Source organism: Mordavella massiliensis (assembly GCF_016902415.1).
Lineage (GTDB): Bacteria > Bacillota > Clostridia > Lachnospirales > Lachnospiraceae > Merdimonas > Merdimonas faecigallinarum.
Genome location: NZ_JACJLV010000008.1, coordinates 17,936 through 33,272, shown reverse-complemented (window position 1 = coordinate 33,272; position 15,337 = coordinate 17,936). Strand labels below are relative to the sequence as shown.

Below are 15,337 nucleotides of genomic sequence, written 5' to 3'. Positions count from 1 at the left end.
TTCCTACTCGGCACTGCCGTTTTCTTCTTCATATTCCTGTACAGTACGGATGATGTCGCGGTTGTAACGCTGCCAGTCTGTATCGAATCTGGACAGGAACTGTTCGATGTCGCCATTTACCACATAGGTCTGCAGGATCGCGTCAACAGCCATCTCAGACGGATAGTAGTGATCCTGGTAGTCGGTCATGTTGCCGGATTCGATGTACTCGCTCATGCCGTCCAGCATGGAACCCAGCTGATAGTCTCCTTCCTTGCAGGAGATTGCGTTCTGGTCGTCAATGTATGCCTGGATGTTGTCATCTTCATACAGGAAGTCCAGAACCTCGTAAGCAGCCTCCTTGTTTTCGCAGGCAGCAGTAACTGAGAATCCAAGGTCAATACCGGAGTTCAGAGTATTTCCATCAGAGCTGTCGCTTGCGGGCATGACGAAGGAATCAATGTTCATGTCCGGATTTACGGACTGGATCTGAGGAACCGCATAACTTCCGATGGGGTACATAGCAGATTCTCCGTTGGCAAAAGAGGTACATGCGTCATTGTAACCATAGGCCAGCGGATCGTCCGGACCGTAATCCATCAGCTGGAGATATTTTTCTGCGGCTTCGCGGTATGCATCCGTAAAGGTGGCTTCGCCTCTGTTGACCTGTTTACAGATATCAGCAGGAGCCAGGTCTACGGCAATCGCATTCCAGGGAGCCAGACAGGTCCAGGTATCACGGAAGCCGAAGTAGAAGGGAAGGATCCCTTCGGACTGAATCTCTTCGCACAGAGAGATCAGTTCGTCCCAGTTTGTGGGGATCTCCCAGCCGTGTTCCTCAAACATATCCTTATTATAGAGAATGCCGGCGGCGTTCGCCATGTAGGGAGCAATGTATGTACCGTCGGTAGGTACAAATTCCAGAGCCTCTGCGATATCAAGATAGGCTTCTTTGATATTGCTCATGCCGTCCCAGTCGGACAGATCGGCAAGGATCTCGGCATCCACATAGTAAGAGTAGTTGATGTCGCCGCCGATACCGATGATATCCGGATAATCTTCGCGGATGAACCGGGTTTTCATGATGGTGGACGCATCATTGGGGGAATCAATGGTCAGATGAATATCATCGTGGGTCTCATTGAATTCTTTTTCCAGTGCGTCAAAGTAGTCGGTCGCTTCCATTTTGTACTGTATGATCTCGATCTCGGTCTTCCCGTCAGCAGAGGAATCGCTGCCACATCCGGCGACAGCGGCCATACTGAGAAGGAGCGTCAATACAAGAAATACAGCGGTCACTTTCTTTTTCATTCCACACCTCTCCTTTTTGGTTTGTGCAATATACAGATTGCACGAAGATTATGCTGTAAGCTATTTAAAATGATAGCATTTTAACGAATAGGGGTAAATGTATTTATGAGTCTGAATATTACCCAAATGCGTTATTTACAGCAAATAGTTGAAGTGTAGACGCATTTTGGTATATAATTGTAAAAGAAGAAGAAAGTTTATGAAAAATATATAAAAAGCACGGTTAGAATTTAGTAAAAAACACAATATAAAGACGGAGAGAAGGTGCAAGATGGGGGATACGAAATTTTCCATTTTCCGGGATGAACATTTCATCGATCTGACGATCATACAGTATGGGTATGAAAAGTGCAGTCCGCTGCACGCATTCGGTCCTTATGTCAGAAATAATTATTTATTTCATTATATTATTTCCGGCAAGGGGAAACTGCGCGCCAATGATAAAAAGGATAATATGCAGGAATTTCAGCTGCAGGGTGGATCCGGGTTTATCATCGAGCCCGGATATGTGAACACCTATATGGCGGACGAGCAGGATCCATGGACCTATATGTGGGTGGAGTTTAGCGGCTTGCGGGCAAAAGAATGCATCGAGTCTGCCGGGATTTCCTACAAGCACCCGGTTTATCTTCCGGATACCAAAGAGCATGGAGAGGAACTGGAGCAGGAGATCAGGCAGCTGGTCTACGGTGAAAACACTTCTTCCATGGAAATGATCGGACGGTTGTATCTTCTGATGGATAAACTGATCCGTTATTCCAGTACCCGGAAAAAGCGGCAGGAAGGGAAGCTTCGGGAATTTTATTCCAAGGAGGCAATTACTTATATTGCCAATCATTATGCGGAAAATATTACGGTAGAGGAACTGGCCAGACACTGTCAGCTGGAGAGAAGTTATTTCGGAAAAATATTTAAAATGGTGATCGGCCAGTCCCCGCAGGACTTTCTGGCCCATTACCGGATGGCAAGGGCCGCGGATTTTCTCACTACTTCGGACCGGCAGATCAGTGATATCGCCGTGATGGTGGGATATCCCAATGCGCTGCATTTTTCCCGGGCATTTAAGCAGATTTACGGAATGTCGCCCCGGGAATACCGGCAGATCCACCGGATCATTTCCTAGACGTCACAGCTTCTTCTCATGATGAATATATTAGTTTTGAATCTATTCTTTGCCGGCGGGGCATATGCCGGCAGAAGTCATGAGGAGGACGATTATGGAAAAGTGGATGAGGAAGCGTCTGATGGGAGCGGGTCTGGCGCTGATGCTGCTTTCAGGGATCCTGGCCGGGTGCTCCGGCACGGAAGAAGCCGGAAAGGAACTGACAGAAGTTACGTTAAATGAAGTTGCTCATTCTATCTTTTATGCGCCGATGTATGTGGCGGTGGAAGAAGGATACTTTGAAGAAGAAGGGATCGCGCTGGATCTGGTATGTGGATTTGGTGCTGACAAAACGATGACGGCTGTGATCTCTGGTGAAGCCGATATTGGCTTTATGGGGTCGGAAGCCTCCATCTATACTTACAATGAGGGCGCTACAGATTATGTAGTAAACTTTGCCCAGCTGACCCAGCGCGCCGGGAACTTCCTGGTGGCAAGAGAAGAGATGCCGGACTTTACCTGGGAAGACCTGAAAGGGACGCAGGTGCTGGGAGGCAGAAAAGGCGGCATGCCTCAGATGGTATTTGAATATATTCTCCGAAAAAACGGGATGGACCCGGCGGCGGATCTTACGATCGACCAGAATATTGATTTCGGCTCTACGGCGGCTGCTTTCGCAGAAGGCAAAGCTGATTTTACGGTGGAATTCGAACCGGGAGCGACCAGCCTTGAAGCAGAAGGCAAAGGGTATGTAGTGGCTTCCCTTGGTACGGACAGCGGATACGTTCCTTACACTGCTTTTTCTGCAAAGAAAAGCTATATGGAGAAAAATCCGGAGATCATCCAGGGATTTACGGACGCCCTGCAGAAGGGCATGGATTATGTGCAGGATCATACGCCGGAGGAGATCGCGCAGGTGATTGAACCGCAGTTTGAGGAAACGGATCTGGAAACCATTACCACGATCGTAGCAAGGTACTATGATCAGGATACCTGGAAGGCAGATCTGATCTTTGAAGAAGATAGTTTTGAACTTTTACAGGATATTCTGGAAGAAGCAGGTGAACTGAAGGAACGGGCTCCTTATCAGGATCTTGTGACTACGGAATTTGCTAAAAAGGCAGTAAAATAAGGTTGACATCCCCTTTCAAAAAAGGTATAGTTACTTTAACGATTAAAAGCGCTAAAGTGATGTGCCAGAAAGGGGATTTTTATGCCTATTACAGATATTTTGGAAAAAAACTGCCGGCTGTACGGAGATGATGTGGCGCTGGTAGAGATTAATCCGGAGATGCCGGAAACCCGCAGAGTGACTTGGAAGGAATATGAACTGATCGAATCTGTGCGGGCATCCTATTATAGAAGAGAGATCACCTGGAATGTATTTAATGAAAAGGCAAACCGTTTTGCGAACCTTCTGCTGGAGCGGGGAGTTCACAAAGGCGACAAGGTGGCAGTCCTGTTGATGAATTGTCTGGAATGGCTGCCGATTTATTTTGGGATCCTGAAGACAGGAGCGTTGGCCGTTCCTCTGAATTTCCGGTATTCCGCAGAGGAGATCAAGTACTGTGTGGAACTGGCAGAGGTAGACGTGCTGGTGTTTGGTCCGGAGTTTATCGGCCGTATCGAAGAGATTGCAGATGATATCAGCCGGCACAGGCTGTTGTTTTTTGTGGGAGACGGATGCCCCGGATTTGCAGAAGATTACACCATGCATTCCGCGAACTGTTCCAGCCAGTCCCCAAAGATTGACGTGACAGATGAAGATTATGCGGCGATTTATTTTTCATCTGGAACCACAGGATTTCCCAAGGCCATTCTGCATACGCATCAGGCGCTGATGCACGCGGCGAAAGCGGAGCAGAATCACCACGGTCAGACAAAGGACGATGTGTTCTTGTGTATTCCGCCGCTGTATCATACCGGAGCAAAGATGCACTGGCTGGGAAGTCTGTTGACAGGCGGCAAAGCAGTGCTTTTAAAAGGCACGAATCCGGAGTTTATCCTGCGGGCGGTTTCCGAAGAAAAGTGTACCATCGTCTGGCTTTTAGTGCCGTGGGCTCAGGATCTTTTACTGGCGCTGGACAGTGGAAAGATCGACCTGTCCATGTATCAGCTGGATCAGTGGCGGTTGATGCATATCGGCGCACAGCCGGTGCCGCCAAGCTTGATCAAGCACTGGCTGGAATATTTCCCGGATCATCAGTATGACACCAACTATGGACTCAGCGAATCTCTGGGTCCCGGATGCGTCCATCTGGGAATTGGGAATATTGAGAAGGTAGGAGCCATCGGCAAGGCCGGATACGGCTGGAAGACCCGGATTATTGACGAGAATGGCAATGACGTAAAACCGGGAGAAACCGGAGAACTGGCGGTCAGCGGCCCGGGAGTCATGGTCTGCTATTACAACGATCCGAAGGCCACAGCGGATGTGCTTCACGGAGAATGGCTGTATACCGGAGACATGGCAGAAGAAGACGAAGATGGATTCATTTTCCTGGTAGACCGTAAAAAAGACGTGATTATCAGCGGTGGAGAAAATATCTATCCTGTACAGGTGGAAGATTTCCTGCGTACCAACGAAGCGGTTCATGATGTGGCAGTGATCGGGCTGCCGGATCACAGGCTGGGAGAAATCTCGGCCGCGATCATTGAATTAAAGCCGGGTGTCTCCTGCGATGAAGAGACGATCAATGAATTTTGCAGAAAACTGCCAAGGTATAAGAGACCCAGAAAAATATTCTTTGCCGATGTGCCGAGAAATCCCACCGGGAAGATTGAGAAACCCAAGCTTCGTGAGCGGTATGGGGCATTGCATCTGGTAGAAGTGCAGAACAGAAGTTAGTGAAAAAAATAACAGGGGACGTAGTCCTTTTGCAAAGGACTACGTCCCCTGTTATTTTTTTAGCAAATCACGATGATCTTCCGGGGTGTGGTCTGAGCCGGTATGCTCCGGGTGGTCTCGCTGTAATATACGATCAGGGTATGCCCGCCCGGCGAGCACTGGAACGTCTGGCCGTTAGCAGTTACCACGCTGGTGGAGGTGTCAATGTTTAGCTGCAGTGATCCGTCGGACGAAGTGAGGGTTTCGTCAAAATAACCGGCGTATACTTTTTCGCCGGGATTTCGCCGGCCGATAAAGACGGCGCGGTACTGGGGCGGGTAGATGAGCGGGACAGCCTGTTCTCCGTCGTACAGGGCAGTGACGTTCATCCCCGGGCGCAGGCGTACATTGTTTTGCACATAGGTTTCCGGTCCGACGATGAAATTGTTGATTCCTTCCGTGGTGCGGATGCTGACCTGTTGCTCGCAGCAGTCGTCTCCAAAAGGTGTGATGCTTACAATGATCCCGTTTACCGGAATAAGATTCATAGCTGGCATGATAAAAACTCCGTTTTTTGATTAGTATATGCCGCCTTTTTACTCTTGTGCGTGGCGCGGTTTGCGTGTGCCTTCGGACAATCCGGCATGCCTGGAAGTCTCTGAACCGTTCTTTTCCGGACGGATGGACTGCGCATTTCCTCCGGGCGGCAGGAAGGGATACAACTCTTCATAGGATTCCAGTTCTCCCGGGGACACCGGTGCGGAAGGGATCAGTCCCGTCAGGTCCTGGCTGGATGCCGCGCTGGACAGATAATCGCAGGCGTCTATGAGTTTCTGATTTTTCTCTTCTTCTTTATTCATAAAATATGCCTCCTAAACTGTGTAATAGATATTCTGATGATATTCTGATTGAATTGCGGGCGATATGATTTAGAATGTGTAGAAAAAGGAAAAAGTATGCGGTATAATAATTGCGTGTATCAGAAATGATGAATCGTTTGCAGGAAAGAAGGACAGAATGATGAAAATTGAAATTGACACGCATTGCCATACGATCGTAAGCGGGCATGCCTATAATACGCTGCGGGAGATGGTGTCCATGGCGGCTGAAAAAGGGCTTGCCGGCCTTGCGGTTACTGAACATGCGCCGCAGATGCCGGGAGCCGCTCCATTATATTATTTCCAGAACTTCCAGGTGGTGCCGCGTTCGATGTGCGGCATTCATCTTTTGCTTGGGGCGGAAGTGAATATTACGGACCGGACGGGAGGACTGGATCTGCCGGAAGCAACATTGAAAAACCTGGATCTTGCGATCGCCAGCATGCACATGCCCTGCTTTTTGGAAGAGCGGACCATTGAAAATGTCATGGAGGCATATTATGCGGTGATGCAAAATCCCTATGTGGACATTATCGGCCATCCGGACGACGGAAGATTCCCGGCCGATTATGAGGCACTGGCAAAAGAGGCAAAACGTACAGGAACACTGCTTGAGGTGAACAATTCTTCTCTGCGGCCGGAAGGGTTCCGGGTAAATACCCACGAAAACTGTAAGAAAATGCTGGAAGCATGTAAAAAAGAGGGAACCATGATCGTATGGGGAAGCGACGCCCATGTGGATGTGGATATCGCAGAATATCCAGAAGCAGAAGAGTTGTGCCGGGAAACTGGTTTCCCGGAGGAACTGGTCGCCAATACCTCTTATGAGAAACTGCGGTCTTTGTTAAAACACGGGAAAAAGGTGTAGACTTCAAGAATTTACTGTGTTAAAATGTAACAGTAATGAAATATTGTTACAAAGGAGCGTATGTTATGAGTAAGAAGATCAGGACAGAAGCAGTGGATTATCTGTTTTCTGCGATACTGAGCTTAGAGAATAAAGAGGAGTGTTATACTTTTTTTGAGGATATCTGTACGATCAATGAACTGCTTTCCCTTTCCCAGAGATTTGAAGTGGCAAAGATGTTAAGAGAGCACAAGACGTATCTGGAGATTGCGGAAAAGACCGGAGCCTCTACAGCTACCATCAGCCGCGTGAACCGCTCGTTAAATTATGGGAACGATGGATACGATATGGTATTTGAAAGAATTGATGCTCCGCAGGAAGAAGCATAGAAAAGATAAAAAGAAGAAATAAGCGCTGCTTATTTCTTCTTTTTCGCGTCATTTTCAGAGGATGGAAGTTCATCGATCAGTTTTTCAATGATCAGCTTTTTCACATACACGTCAAAACTCAGGTTGCAGATAAAAGCAAACAGCCGGAGATAGTCCTGCTGGTCTTCCGGAACGTCAGGGAAGCTTTCCAGGGCAAGCTGATAGGATCTGGTTACGTCTTTCTGAAGCCCTTCGATCCGGGATTTTTCCATCTGGCAGATCTCTTCATAAACAGCAGTCATGTCAAGAGGATCTTCCTCATCAAAAGCTTTGTCCGTGATGGGAGCAAGCAGTGTCTCGATATCTTTGATGGAAAGAATATTTTTGAAATAATAGATGAAGATCATCACCAGCACATGTTCTTTGGAATATTTCTTCTTCACCGGAGGGGGAAGAAGGTTGTTTTTGGCATAATTGTTGATCATTGTTTTGGTCAGGATCTTATCGTCATCGTGCCGTTTGGTCCGCTTCAGCTGTTCTTCCATAAAAGTTGTCACCTGATCCATGTACAGATCGATGTTGGGGATCTCTCCCGGTCTGATATAGTCAATCCGTGAAATGCTGGACAGGATACTGTTCAGCAGATCTTTTGTATCTATCGTCATAAAATCACCTCAATATAATCATTATATAGTTTCCGAAACTATATGACAAGAAATATTTCTTTAATTTTTTCCCGGCTTGCACTTCTATTTGAAAACCCATATAATGAGAACATACTGTTGGGGAAAGGAAGTTGTATGCTATGAGATCAGCAGTGCTCTGTTATAATCTGAAAGGAACCGGGAAAGGGAAAAAGATCGGGATGATCTTTGGATTTCTCGGTTATAAGGTCCGGCATGTGGAGACGGAGGAGTATGGTCTTCCTATCGGTGCGCTTGCCGGGATCCGGGAAAAGGAGGATCTGGAAGATACAGATACCGGATGTGAATACAAAGGAGAAGGATTTCCAGAAGAGATGATGGTGATCAGCGCAGCTACAGAGGAAATGCTGGACAAGGCTTTGTTTTTGATGAAAAAGGAGAAGGTTCAGGTGGATCTGAAAGCGGTGGTAACCCCGACCAATCAGGAGTGGGATTCCCTGTCTCTTTATGAGGAGATCAAGAAGGAACATTTATATATGAAACAGAAGGACGCAGAAAGGAAGCAGGAAGATTGAGCATTTACGATACATTGAATGAACAGCAAAAGGAAGCGGTATATCATACAGAAGGACCGCTTCTGATCCTGGCGGGGGCGGGCTCCGGAAAAACGAGAGTGCTGACTCACAGGATCGCTTATCTGATCGAGGAAAAAGGAGTAAATCCCTGGAATATCCTGGCGATCACCTTTACCAATAAAGCGGCCGGTGAGATGCGCGAAAGAGTGGACCGCCTGGTGGGCTTTGGCTCGGAAAGCATCTGGGTCAGCACGTTTCACTCTATGTGTGTACGGATCCTTAGAAGACATATTGAACTTCTGGGATATGACAACAGTTTTACGATCTATGACACAGACGATCAGAAAACTCTGATGAAAGACATCTGTAAATTGCTGCAGATTGATACAAAGATTTACAGGGAAAGATCTCTTCTGGCAGCCATCTCACAGGCAAAAAACGAGCTGATCACGCCGGAAGAGTACCGGATCCAGGCACAGGGAGACTACAGCCGTCAGAGGATCGCTTCGGTATACGAAGAATATGAAAAACAGCTTCGGGCCAATAATGCCCTGGATTTTGATGATCTGTTGCTGAAGGCGGTGCAGCTTTTCCAGACGCAGAAAGATGTGCTGGAGTACTATCAGGAGCGGTTCCGTTATATTATGGTGGACGAATATCAGGATACTAATACTGTGCAGTTTGAACTGGTCCGCCTGCTGGCCGGCAAATACCGGAATCTCTGCGTGGTAGGGGACGACGATCAGTCGATCTATAAGTTCAGAGGGGCGAATATCCGTAATATTCTGGATTTTGAGCAGGTATTTCCAGATGCAAAGGTCATCAAACTGGAGCAGAATTATCGGTCTACGGAAAATATCCTGAACGCGGCGAATGCGGTGATCCGCCATAATCACGGGCGGAAGGAGAAAACGCTCTGGACAGATAACGGGGAAGGAAAGAAGATCAATGTCCGTCAGTTTGACACGGCTTTTGACGAGGCGGAATATATCGTGGACGATATCCGTAAGCGGGTGGAAAAAGGAGAATCGGCGTATCATGACCACGCCATTTTGTACCGGACTAACGCCCAGTCCCGTTTATTTGAGGAGAAGTTTGTGACTGCCAATATCCCGTATAAGATCGTGGGCGGCGTGAACTTCTATGCAAGGCGGGAGATCAAGGATCTGCTGGCTTACTTAAAGACCATTGATAACGGTCGTGACGACCTGGCGGTGCGCCGGATCATCAATGTACCCAAAAGAGGGATCGGCCTTACCAGCATCAACCGGGTACAGGAATATGCGGCAGGAAGGGAGATCGGATTTTATGAGGCCCTGCGGGCGGTGGATCTGATCCCGGGGATTGGAAGAGGGGCTTCCAGACTGGAATCATTTGTGGCATTGATCGAACATTTTAAGACGGATGCAGAGGAGATGACCATCTCCGAACTGATGCAGGAGATCATTGAGGAAACGGGATACATAGAAAGTCTGCAGCAGGAAGGTGAGGAAGAAGCCCAGAGCCGGATAGAAAATATTGACGAGTTATTAAGTAAGATCTCCGCTTATGAAGAGGTCTGTGACGAACAGGATGAACCGGCCACATTAAGCGGTTTTCTGGAAGAAGTGGCGCTGGTGGCAGACATTGACAGTCTGGATGAATCCAGCGATTATGTGGTGCTGATGACCCTTCACAGCGCCAAGGGACTGGAATTTCCTCATGTATATCTGGCCGGGATGGAGGATGGGATTTTCCCCAGTTATCTGACGATCACTTCGGACGATCCGGAAGAAGTGGAAGAAGAGCGGAGACTCTGCTATGTAGGGATCACAAGGGCAGAAGAGGAGCTGACTCTGACGTGCGCGAGACGCCGGATGATCCGGGGCGAGACCCAGTATAACAAAATGTCCCGGTTTTTAAAGGAGATCCCCATGAACCTGGTGTCTACAGGCGCGGTTTTCGAAAAGGAAAAGGAAGAACCGGTGAAAACGTCCGCATACCAGCAGGCGAGACAGGCCTTTCGGACAAAAGCATTTGCAACCGCGGCGCCGGCCAGGGAGTTTGGATCGCCAAAGGGAGAAGGACCTGGATACCAGGTGGGCGACCGGGTCCGGCATGTCAAATTCGGCCCCGGGACGGTGACAGCCATGGTAAAAGGCGGCCGGGATTACGAGGTGACCGTAGATTTTGACGGCCCGGGTACAAAGAAAATGTTCGCTGCTTTTGCAAAATTGCAGAAAATTGAGTAAATTGGCATAAAGTTATAGTAATCTGAAAATGTTAGTGATATAATGTCTTTAATTAATGAACTTGCTGTGACAGCATAAGAAAGGATGTGGGAGCATGAGTAAGGTAGAGGATATCATTGCTGCAACAAAGTTGAACGAACTGATCAATAAGAAGGAGGAAAGCAGCCAGTGCAAGACAGTACTCTGGGTACTTGCCATTGTAGGAGCTGTAGCTGCGGTTGCAGCCATCGCTTATGCGGTATACTGCTTCTTTACACCGGATTATCTGGAAGATTTTGAGGAAGATTTCGACGATGATTTTGACGATGATTTCTTCAATGATGATGATCAGGTATAGAAGAGATTACAGTTTCAGAACGCAATAAAAGAGCAGGTTGGAAGCCCCATCTGTGAGAGGAAGGGCGTCCTGCCTGCTTTTATCTTGAAAACATTTCTTACTATTTTCGGAGGACAACTATGGAAGAACAATGTTACGCACTGCTGATCGATGCGGAAAATGTATCGGCAAAGTATATCAAGCCTGTTCTGACAGAACTTTCTAAATACGGTGTGATCACATATAAGAGGATATACGGGGACTGGACAAGCACCCAGCTTTCCGGATGGAAGGAGCAGCTTTTAAGCAACTCCATCACTCCGATCCAGCAGTTCAGTTATACTCAGGGGAAAAATGCCACGGATTCCGCTATGATCATTGATGCGATGGATATTTTATATACGAACGATGTGGATGGTTTCTGTATTGTATCCAGCGACAGCGATTTTACCCGTCTGGTCAGCCGTCTCAGGGAGAGCGGAAAGACTGTGATCGGCATGGGAGAAAATAAAACGCCGGAGCCCTTCCGCAAAGCCTGTGATAAATTTACGATCCTGGAAAATCTGATGGACGAGCAGGAGCCGGGCGCAGGCAAGGCCAGAGTGCAGCATGAGCGCCTCAGTATTGGAAAGATCGAGGATGCGGTGATTGATATGATCATTGAAAATCAGGACAGCAATAAAGGCACTGGTCTTGGAGAAGTGGGAAGCCGTCTGGTCAGCCTGTATCCGGATTTTGACGTGCGAAGCTACGGCTACAACATGCTGTCCAAATTCCTGGAGCAGTTCCCCAGGATCCAGCTGGTGAAGCATGGACACATTGTGACCGTGACGCTGAAAGAGGATCAGAGACGCAAAGCTGATATAGACAATTATGTGGTAAGTCTGGTGAAAAAAGCCGGGAAGAACGGTATCGAGCTGAGCACGCTTGGAAATAGGGTCTATGATAAATACAAAGATTTTAAGATCAGCGATTATGGCTACGCGCAGTTTAATCAATATGTGAAGAGTCTGGATCATGTGAAAGTAGAGCAGGACGGGACGATCCTGAATGCAAAATACCACAGGCTTTCCGGAGACAGGCGGCAGTAAGAAAAGAAGAAACGGAGAGTATGGATGAAAAAAGGACAGATCTATGAAGGCCGGATCCAGGAAGTGGAATTTCCGAACAAAGGAAAGATCCTTATTCCGGAGGAGGAAAAAACGGTTGTTGTAAAGAACGGGGTGCCGGGGCAGCTGGTACGGTTTTCGGTAAATAAGATCCGTAAAGGAAAGGCAGAGGGACGGATCCTGGAGGTTTTGGAGCCTGCGGCGAACGAGATCACACCGCCCTGTCCGCATTTCGGGCAATGTGGCGGATGCACCTATCAGAATCTTCCGTATGAGGAACAGCTGCAATTAAAAGAGACCCAGATCAGAAACATGATGGATGAGGCTGTGGACGGGGAATACATCTGGGAAGGGATCCATCCAAGCCCCCGGCAGGAGGCCTACCGCAATAAGATGGAGTTTTCCTTTGGAGATGAGTATAAAGACGGGCCGCTGGCTCTCGGGATGCATAAAAGAGGCAGTTTCCATGATATTGTCAATGTGCCGGAATGCCGGATCGTAGATGAGGATTTCCGAAAAATCCTCATCAGGACACTGGACTATGCAAAAAGTACCGGTCTTCCTTATTATCACCGGATGCGTCATACCGGATTTTTCCGGCATCTGCTGGTAAGAAAAGCGGTAAAGACCGGAGAGATCCTGATCGATCTGGTGACTACGACGGAAGAAGGAGACCGTGAGTTTGACGGTCACGGATTTGCGGAAGCGCTTCTGGAACTGGAACTGGAGGGAACCATTGCAGGCATTCTCCATACAAGAAACGACAGTGTGGCGGATGTGGTGAAAGATGAAGGAACAGATATTCTTTACGGACAGAATTATTTTTATGAGGAGCTTCTGGGACTGCGGTTTAAGATTACGCCGTTTTCCTTCTTCCAGACCAATTCTCTGGGGGCGGAAGTCCTGTATGAGACAGCCAGAAGCTACATCGGTGACACAAAGGATAAGGTGATCTTCGACCTGTACAGCGGTACCGGCACCATCGCCCAGATCCTGGCTCCGGTGGCCGCAAAAGTCGTGGGCGTGGAAATCGTGGAAGAAGCTGTGGAAGCGGCAAAAGAGAATGCGGCATTAAACGGTCTTAATAACTGCGCTTTCTGGGCAGGGGATGTACTGAAGGTGATCGATGAACTGGGAGAAGTGCCGGATCTGATCGTGCTGGATCCCCCAAGAGATGGCGTGAATCCCAAAGCGCTTGAGAAGATCATCCGGTTCGGGGTACAGAAGATGGTATATATTGCATGCAAGCCCACCAGTCTTGCAAGAGATCTGGAACTTCTGCAGGGGAGAGGATACCAGGTGGAACGGTTGGCGTGCGTCGATTTATTCCCCGGCACATATCATACAGAATGTGTCTGCCTTCTGAATAAAAAATAAGGCTGTTTACCAGTAATGTACGCGCTGGTTGCGGAATTGTAAAGTCTGGTTGCTGGCGCAGGATGGCCCAAAACAGTATACTTTCCTTAACAAAGACCAGTGCGGCGCGTCAGACAGGCCGTCTGGCAGAAGGAGAAAGCATATGATCTTAGCAGACAAAATTATTTATTTACGAAAGAAGGCCGGCTGGTCCCAGGAGGAACTGGCGGAGAAAATGGAAGTAAGCCGGCAATCCATTTCTAAATGGGAAGGGGCTTTGTCGGTTCCGGATATGAACCGGATCCTGAAACTGTCAGAACTATTTGATGTCAGTACAGACTATCTTCTTCGCGACGAGATGGAAGAAGAGGAGAAAAACCCGGCAGCAGATGAGAAGATTGCAGACGAGACCGGAGAGAAGCTGGTGCCGGTGTCCATGGAACTTGCCAACGATTATCTGGCTCATTGCCAGAAGGTCTCTGTTCCCTGCGCTTTTGGCGTGTTTTTATGTATTATGTCTCCGGTATTTCTGCTTCTTCTTTCCGGCGCCGGAGAAGCGGGATTGCTTCCGTTGACGGAAGATCAGGGCGCCCTTCTGGGGACTACTATCCTGATTCTTCTGATCGTTGCAGCAGTATCTATCTTTGTGATTACCGGTCATTATGACGAAAAGTATGATTTTCTGGAGAAAGAGGCGCTGGATACAGCCTACGGAGTAGATGGCATGGTTCGGGATCGGAAGCAGAAATATGAGAGAGGTCATGTCATTGAACTGGCAGCGGGAGTAGCGCTGTGCGTGGCCTCCTGTATCCCTATTTTCCTGATGATCCTGCTATTTGGAGAAGAAAATGTCATGGCGCTTACCGGGGCGATCAGTCTGCTGCTGTTCCTTGTGGCAACTGGAGTTTTTCTCATTGTGCGCACCTGCATTATCTGGGACGGTTATCAGGTTCTTCTGGAAGAGGGAGATTATACCCGCATCGCCAAGAAGCAGAATAAACGGATCAGCGGGATTTACTGGGGCTGTGTGATAGCTGTATATCTGCTGGTCAGCTTTCTGACCATGGAGTGGCATATTACCTGGGTGATCTGGCCGGTGGCAGGAATCGTGTGGGGTGTAGTCAGCAGCATTTACCGGAATCAGGTGGAGCGGTAAGCAGAAATCTGAAAATACTTCTTTTCACTCCCAGAGGGCAGGATTATAATAAAGGCAGAAAGAAAAAGGAGGAAGTGCAGAATGGAATTTTCAGAAGTTGTAAGAGAACGGTATTCTTGTAAGAGTTATGAGAGCCGGCAGATTGAACAGGAAAAGCTGGATCAGATCCTGGAGGCAGGACGCCTGGCTCCTACTGCCAAGAACCTGCAGGAACAGCACATTTACGTGATACAGTCAGAGGAAGGGCTGGCAAAGATTGATAAGCTGACCCGGTGTCGGTATGGGGCGCCCACAGTGTTGCTGGTTGCCTTTGACAAAAACAATGTGTTTACTTATCCGGGAGGGAAGAGAGATTCCGGGATTGAGGATGCGGCCATCGTAGCGACCCATCTGATGCTGGCGGCTAAAGATGCAGGAGTGGAGAGCTGCTGGCTCAACCTGTTTGATCCAGAAGAGGCGGCAAAAGAATTCGGACTTCCCGAGCAGGAGGAAGTGCTGATGCTTCTGGACCTGGGGTATCCGACGGAAGATGCGGGTCCTCTGCCAAATCACAGCAACCGCAAAGAACTTTCAGAGACAGTCAGCTATCTGTAAGATATTATGAAGAAAAGCAAGAGATCCCGGCCGGGGTGTTCCCG

General features: G+C 48.3%; 16 protein-coding genes. 12 read left to right on the top strand and 4 right to left on the bottom strand.

Annotated elements, in window-relative coordinates; genetic code table 11:
* Nucleotides 1-3 precede the first annotated feature (3 nt).
* Nucleotides 4-1,290 (bottom strand): ABC transporter substrate-binding protein, encoded by a 1,287-nt coding sequence (locus H6A13_RS03775; protein WP_204908286.1) that lies wholly within the window; start codon nt 1,288-1,290, stop codon nt 4-6.
* A 271-nt stretch (nt 1,291-1,561) separates the two neighbouring features.
* On the opposite strand from H6A13_RS03775, the gene H6A13_RS03770 reads away from it, so the two are divergent.
* From H6A13_RS03770 to H6A13_RS03760, 3 genes are all read left to right on the top strand, one after another.
* A complete protein-coding gene (locus tag H6A13_RS03770; RefSeq protein WP_204908285.1) occupies nt 1,562-2,413 on the top strand; it encodes an AraC family transcriptional regulator in 852 nt (283 codons plus the stop codon).
* Nucleotides 2,414-2,519: 106 nt separating this feature from the next.
* On the top strand, nt 2,520-3,524 hold the full coding sequence (locus H6A13_RS03765; RefSeq protein ID WP_204908330.1) for an ABC transporter substrate-binding protein: 1,005 nt from the start codon (nt 2,520-2,522) through the stop codon (nt 3,522-3,524).
* 81 nt (nt 3,525-3,605) lie between these two features.
* Nucleotides 3,606-5,240: a class I adenylate-forming enzyme family protein gene (locus H6A13_RS03760; protein ID WP_204908284.1), complete on the top strand. Its 1,635-nt coding sequence runs from the start codon at nt 3,606-3,608 to the stop codon at nt 5,238-5,240.
* Between the two features lie 59 nt (nt 5,241-5,299).
* Here H6A13_RS03760 and H6A13_RS03755 read toward each other — a convergent pair whose 3' ends face one another.
* Together H6A13_RS03755 and H6A13_RS03750 are read right to left on the bottom strand one after the other, a co-directional pair.
* Complete coding sequence (locus tag H6A13_RS03755) at nt 5,300-5,776, bottom strand: hypothetical protein (RefSeq protein ID WP_204908283.1); 477 nt, start codon at nt 5,774-5,776, stop codon at nt 5,300-5,302.
* 39 nt (nt 5,777-5,815) lie between these two features.
* Nucleotides 5,816-6,079, bottom strand: coding sequence for a hypothetical protein (locus H6A13_RS03750; protein ID WP_204908332.1), 264 nt, complete (start codon nt 6,077-6,079; stop codon nt 5,816-5,818).
* A gap of 157 nt (nt 6,080-6,236) precedes the next feature.
* Here H6A13_RS03750 and H6A13_RS03745 point away from each other — a divergent pair, with 157 nt between their 5' ends.
* Nucleotides 6,237-6,965, top strand: coding sequence for a phosphatase (locus H6A13_RS03745; RefSeq protein ID WP_338043002.1), 729 nt, complete (start codon nt 6,237-6,239; stop codon nt 6,963-6,965).
* A 65-nt stretch (nt 6,966-7,030) separates the two neighbouring features.
* A complete protein-coding gene (locus tag H6A13_RS03740; protein ID WP_204908282.1) occupies nt 7,031-7,333 on the top strand; it encodes a YerC/YecD family TrpR-related protein in 303 nt (100 codons plus the stop codon).
* Nucleotides 7,334-7,362: 29 nt separating this feature from the next.
* On the opposite strand, the gene H6A13_RS03735 is transcribed toward H6A13_RS03740, so the two are convergent.
* On the bottom strand, nt 7,363-7,977 hold the full coding sequence (locus tag H6A13_RS03735; protein WP_204908281.1) for a DUF1836 domain-containing protein: 615 nt from the start codon (nt 7,975-7,977) through the stop codon (nt 7,363-7,365).
* A gap of 140 nt (nt 7,978-8,117) precedes the next feature.
* On the opposite strand from H6A13_RS03735, the gene H6A13_RS03730 reads away from it, so the two are divergent.
* The 7 genes from H6A13_RS03730 to H6A13_RS03700 all read left to right on the top strand — a co-directional run bounded on the left by H6A13_RS03730 (nt 8,118) and on the right by H6A13_RS03700 (nt 15,293).
* Nucleotides 8,118-8,531 carry a DUF3783 domain-containing protein gene (locus H6A13_RS03730; RefSeq protein WP_204908280.1) on the top strand — a complete coding sequence of 138 codons (414 nt, stop codon included), beginning with the start codon at nt 8,118-8,120 and terminating at the stop codon, nt 8,529-8,531.
* On the top strand, nt 8,528-10,762 hold the full coding sequence (gene pcrA / locus H6A13_RS03725) for a DNA helicase PcrA (RefSeq protein WP_204908279.1): 2,235 nt from the start codon (nt 8,528-8,530) through the stop codon (nt 10,760-10,762). The genes H6A13_RS03730 and pcrA overlap by 4 nt, the downstream gene beginning before the upstream one ends.
* A 94-nt stretch (nt 10,763-10,856) precedes the next feature.
* The gene (locus H6A13_RS03720; protein ID WP_204908278.1) at nt 10,857-11,099 is read left to right on the top strand and encodes a DUF4366 domain-containing protein; all 243 of its coding nucleotides are present in this window, start codon (nt 10,857-10,859) and stop codon (nt 11,097-11,099) included.
* A gap of 119 nt (nt 11,100-11,218) precedes the next feature.
* Nucleotides 11,219-12,169: an NYN domain-containing protein gene (locus tag H6A13_RS03715; protein ID WP_204908277.1), complete on the top strand. Its 951-nt coding sequence runs from the start codon at nt 11,219-11,221 to the stop codon at nt 12,167-12,169.
* 24 nt (nt 12,170-12,193) lie between these two features.
* The gene (gene rlmD, locus H6A13_RS03710; protein ID WP_204908276.1) at nt 12,194-13,564 is read left to right on the top strand and encodes a 23S rRNA (uracil(1939)-C(5))-methyltransferase RlmD; all 1,371 of its coding nucleotides are present in this window, start codon (nt 12,194-12,196) and stop codon (nt 13,562-13,564) included.
* Between the two features lie 142 nt (nt 13,565-13,706).
* Nucleotides 13,707-14,699: a helix-turn-helix domain-containing protein gene (locus H6A13_RS03705; RefSeq protein WP_204908275.1), complete on the top strand. Its 993-nt coding sequence runs from the start codon at nt 13,707-13,709 to the stop codon at nt 14,697-14,699.
* 81 nt (nt 14,700-14,780) lie between these two features.
* Nucleotides 14,781-15,293, top strand: coding sequence for a nitroreductase family protein (locus H6A13_RS03700; protein WP_204908274.1), 513 nt, complete (start codon nt 14,781-14,783; stop codon nt 15,291-15,293).
* The last annotated feature ends 44 nt before the right edge of the window (nt 15,294-15,337 follow it).

Bases quoted from the DNA above. Each gene is read 5' to 3' on its own strand.
- H6A13_RS03740 (WP_204908282.1), top strand. From the start codon at position 7,031: ATGAGTAAGAAGATCAGGACAGAAGCAGTGGATTATCTGTTTTCTGCG.
- H6A13_RS03730 (WP_204908280.1), top strand. From the start codon at position 8,118: ATGAGATCAGCAGTGCTCTGTTATAATCTGAAAGGAACCGGGAAAGGG.
- H6A13_RS03745 (WP_338043002.1), top strand. From the start codon at position 6,237: ATGATGAAAATTGAAATTGACACGCATTGCCATACGATCGTAAGCGGG.
- H6A13_RS03755 (WP_204908283.1), bottom strand. From the start codon at position 5,776: ATGCCAGCTATGAATCTTATTCCGGTAAACGGGATCATTGTAAGCATC.
- rlmD (WP_204908276.1), top strand. From the start codon at position 12,194: ATGAAAAAAGGACAGATCTATGAAGGCCGGATCCAGGAAGTGGAATTT.
- H6A13_RS03765 (WP_204908330.1), top strand. From the start codon at position 2,520: ATGAGGAAGCGTCTGATGGGAGCGGGTCTGGCGCTGATGCTGCTTTCA.
- H6A13_RS03775 (WP_204908286.1), bottom strand. From the start codon at position 1,290: ATGAAAAAGAAAGTGACCGCTGTATTTCTTGTATTGACGCTCCTTCTC.
- H6A13_RS03705 (WP_204908275.1), top strand. From the start codon at position 13,707: ATGATCTTAGCAGACAAAATTATTTATTTACGAAAGAAGGCCGGCTGG.
- H6A13_RS03700 (WP_204908274.1), top strand. From the start codon at position 14,781: ATGGAATTTTCAGAAGTTGTAAGAGAACGGTATTCTTGTAAGAGTTAT.
- H6A13_RS03770 (WP_204908285.1), top strand. From the start codon at position 1,562: ATGGGGGATACGAAATTTTCCATTTTCCGGGATGAACATTTCATCGAT.
- H6A13_RS03720 (WP_204908278.1), top strand. From the start codon at position 10,857: ATGAGTAAGGTAGAGGATATCATTGCTGCAACAAAGTTGAACGAACTG.
- H6A13_RS03735 (WP_204908281.1), bottom strand. From the start codon at position 7,977: ATGACGATAGATACAAAAGATCTGCTGAACAGTATCCTGTCCAGCATT.
- H6A13_RS03715 (WP_204908277.1), top strand. From the start codon at position 11,219: ATGGAAGAACAATGTTACGCACTGCTGATCGATGCGGAAAATGTATCG.
- H6A13_RS03760 (WP_204908284.1), top strand. From the start codon at position 3,606: ATGCCTATTACAGATATTTTGGAAAAAAACTGCCGGCTGTACGGAGAT.
- H6A13_RS03750 (WP_204908332.1), bottom strand. From the start codon at position 6,079: ATGAATAAAGAAGAAGAGAAAAATCAGAAACTCATAGACGCCTGCGAT.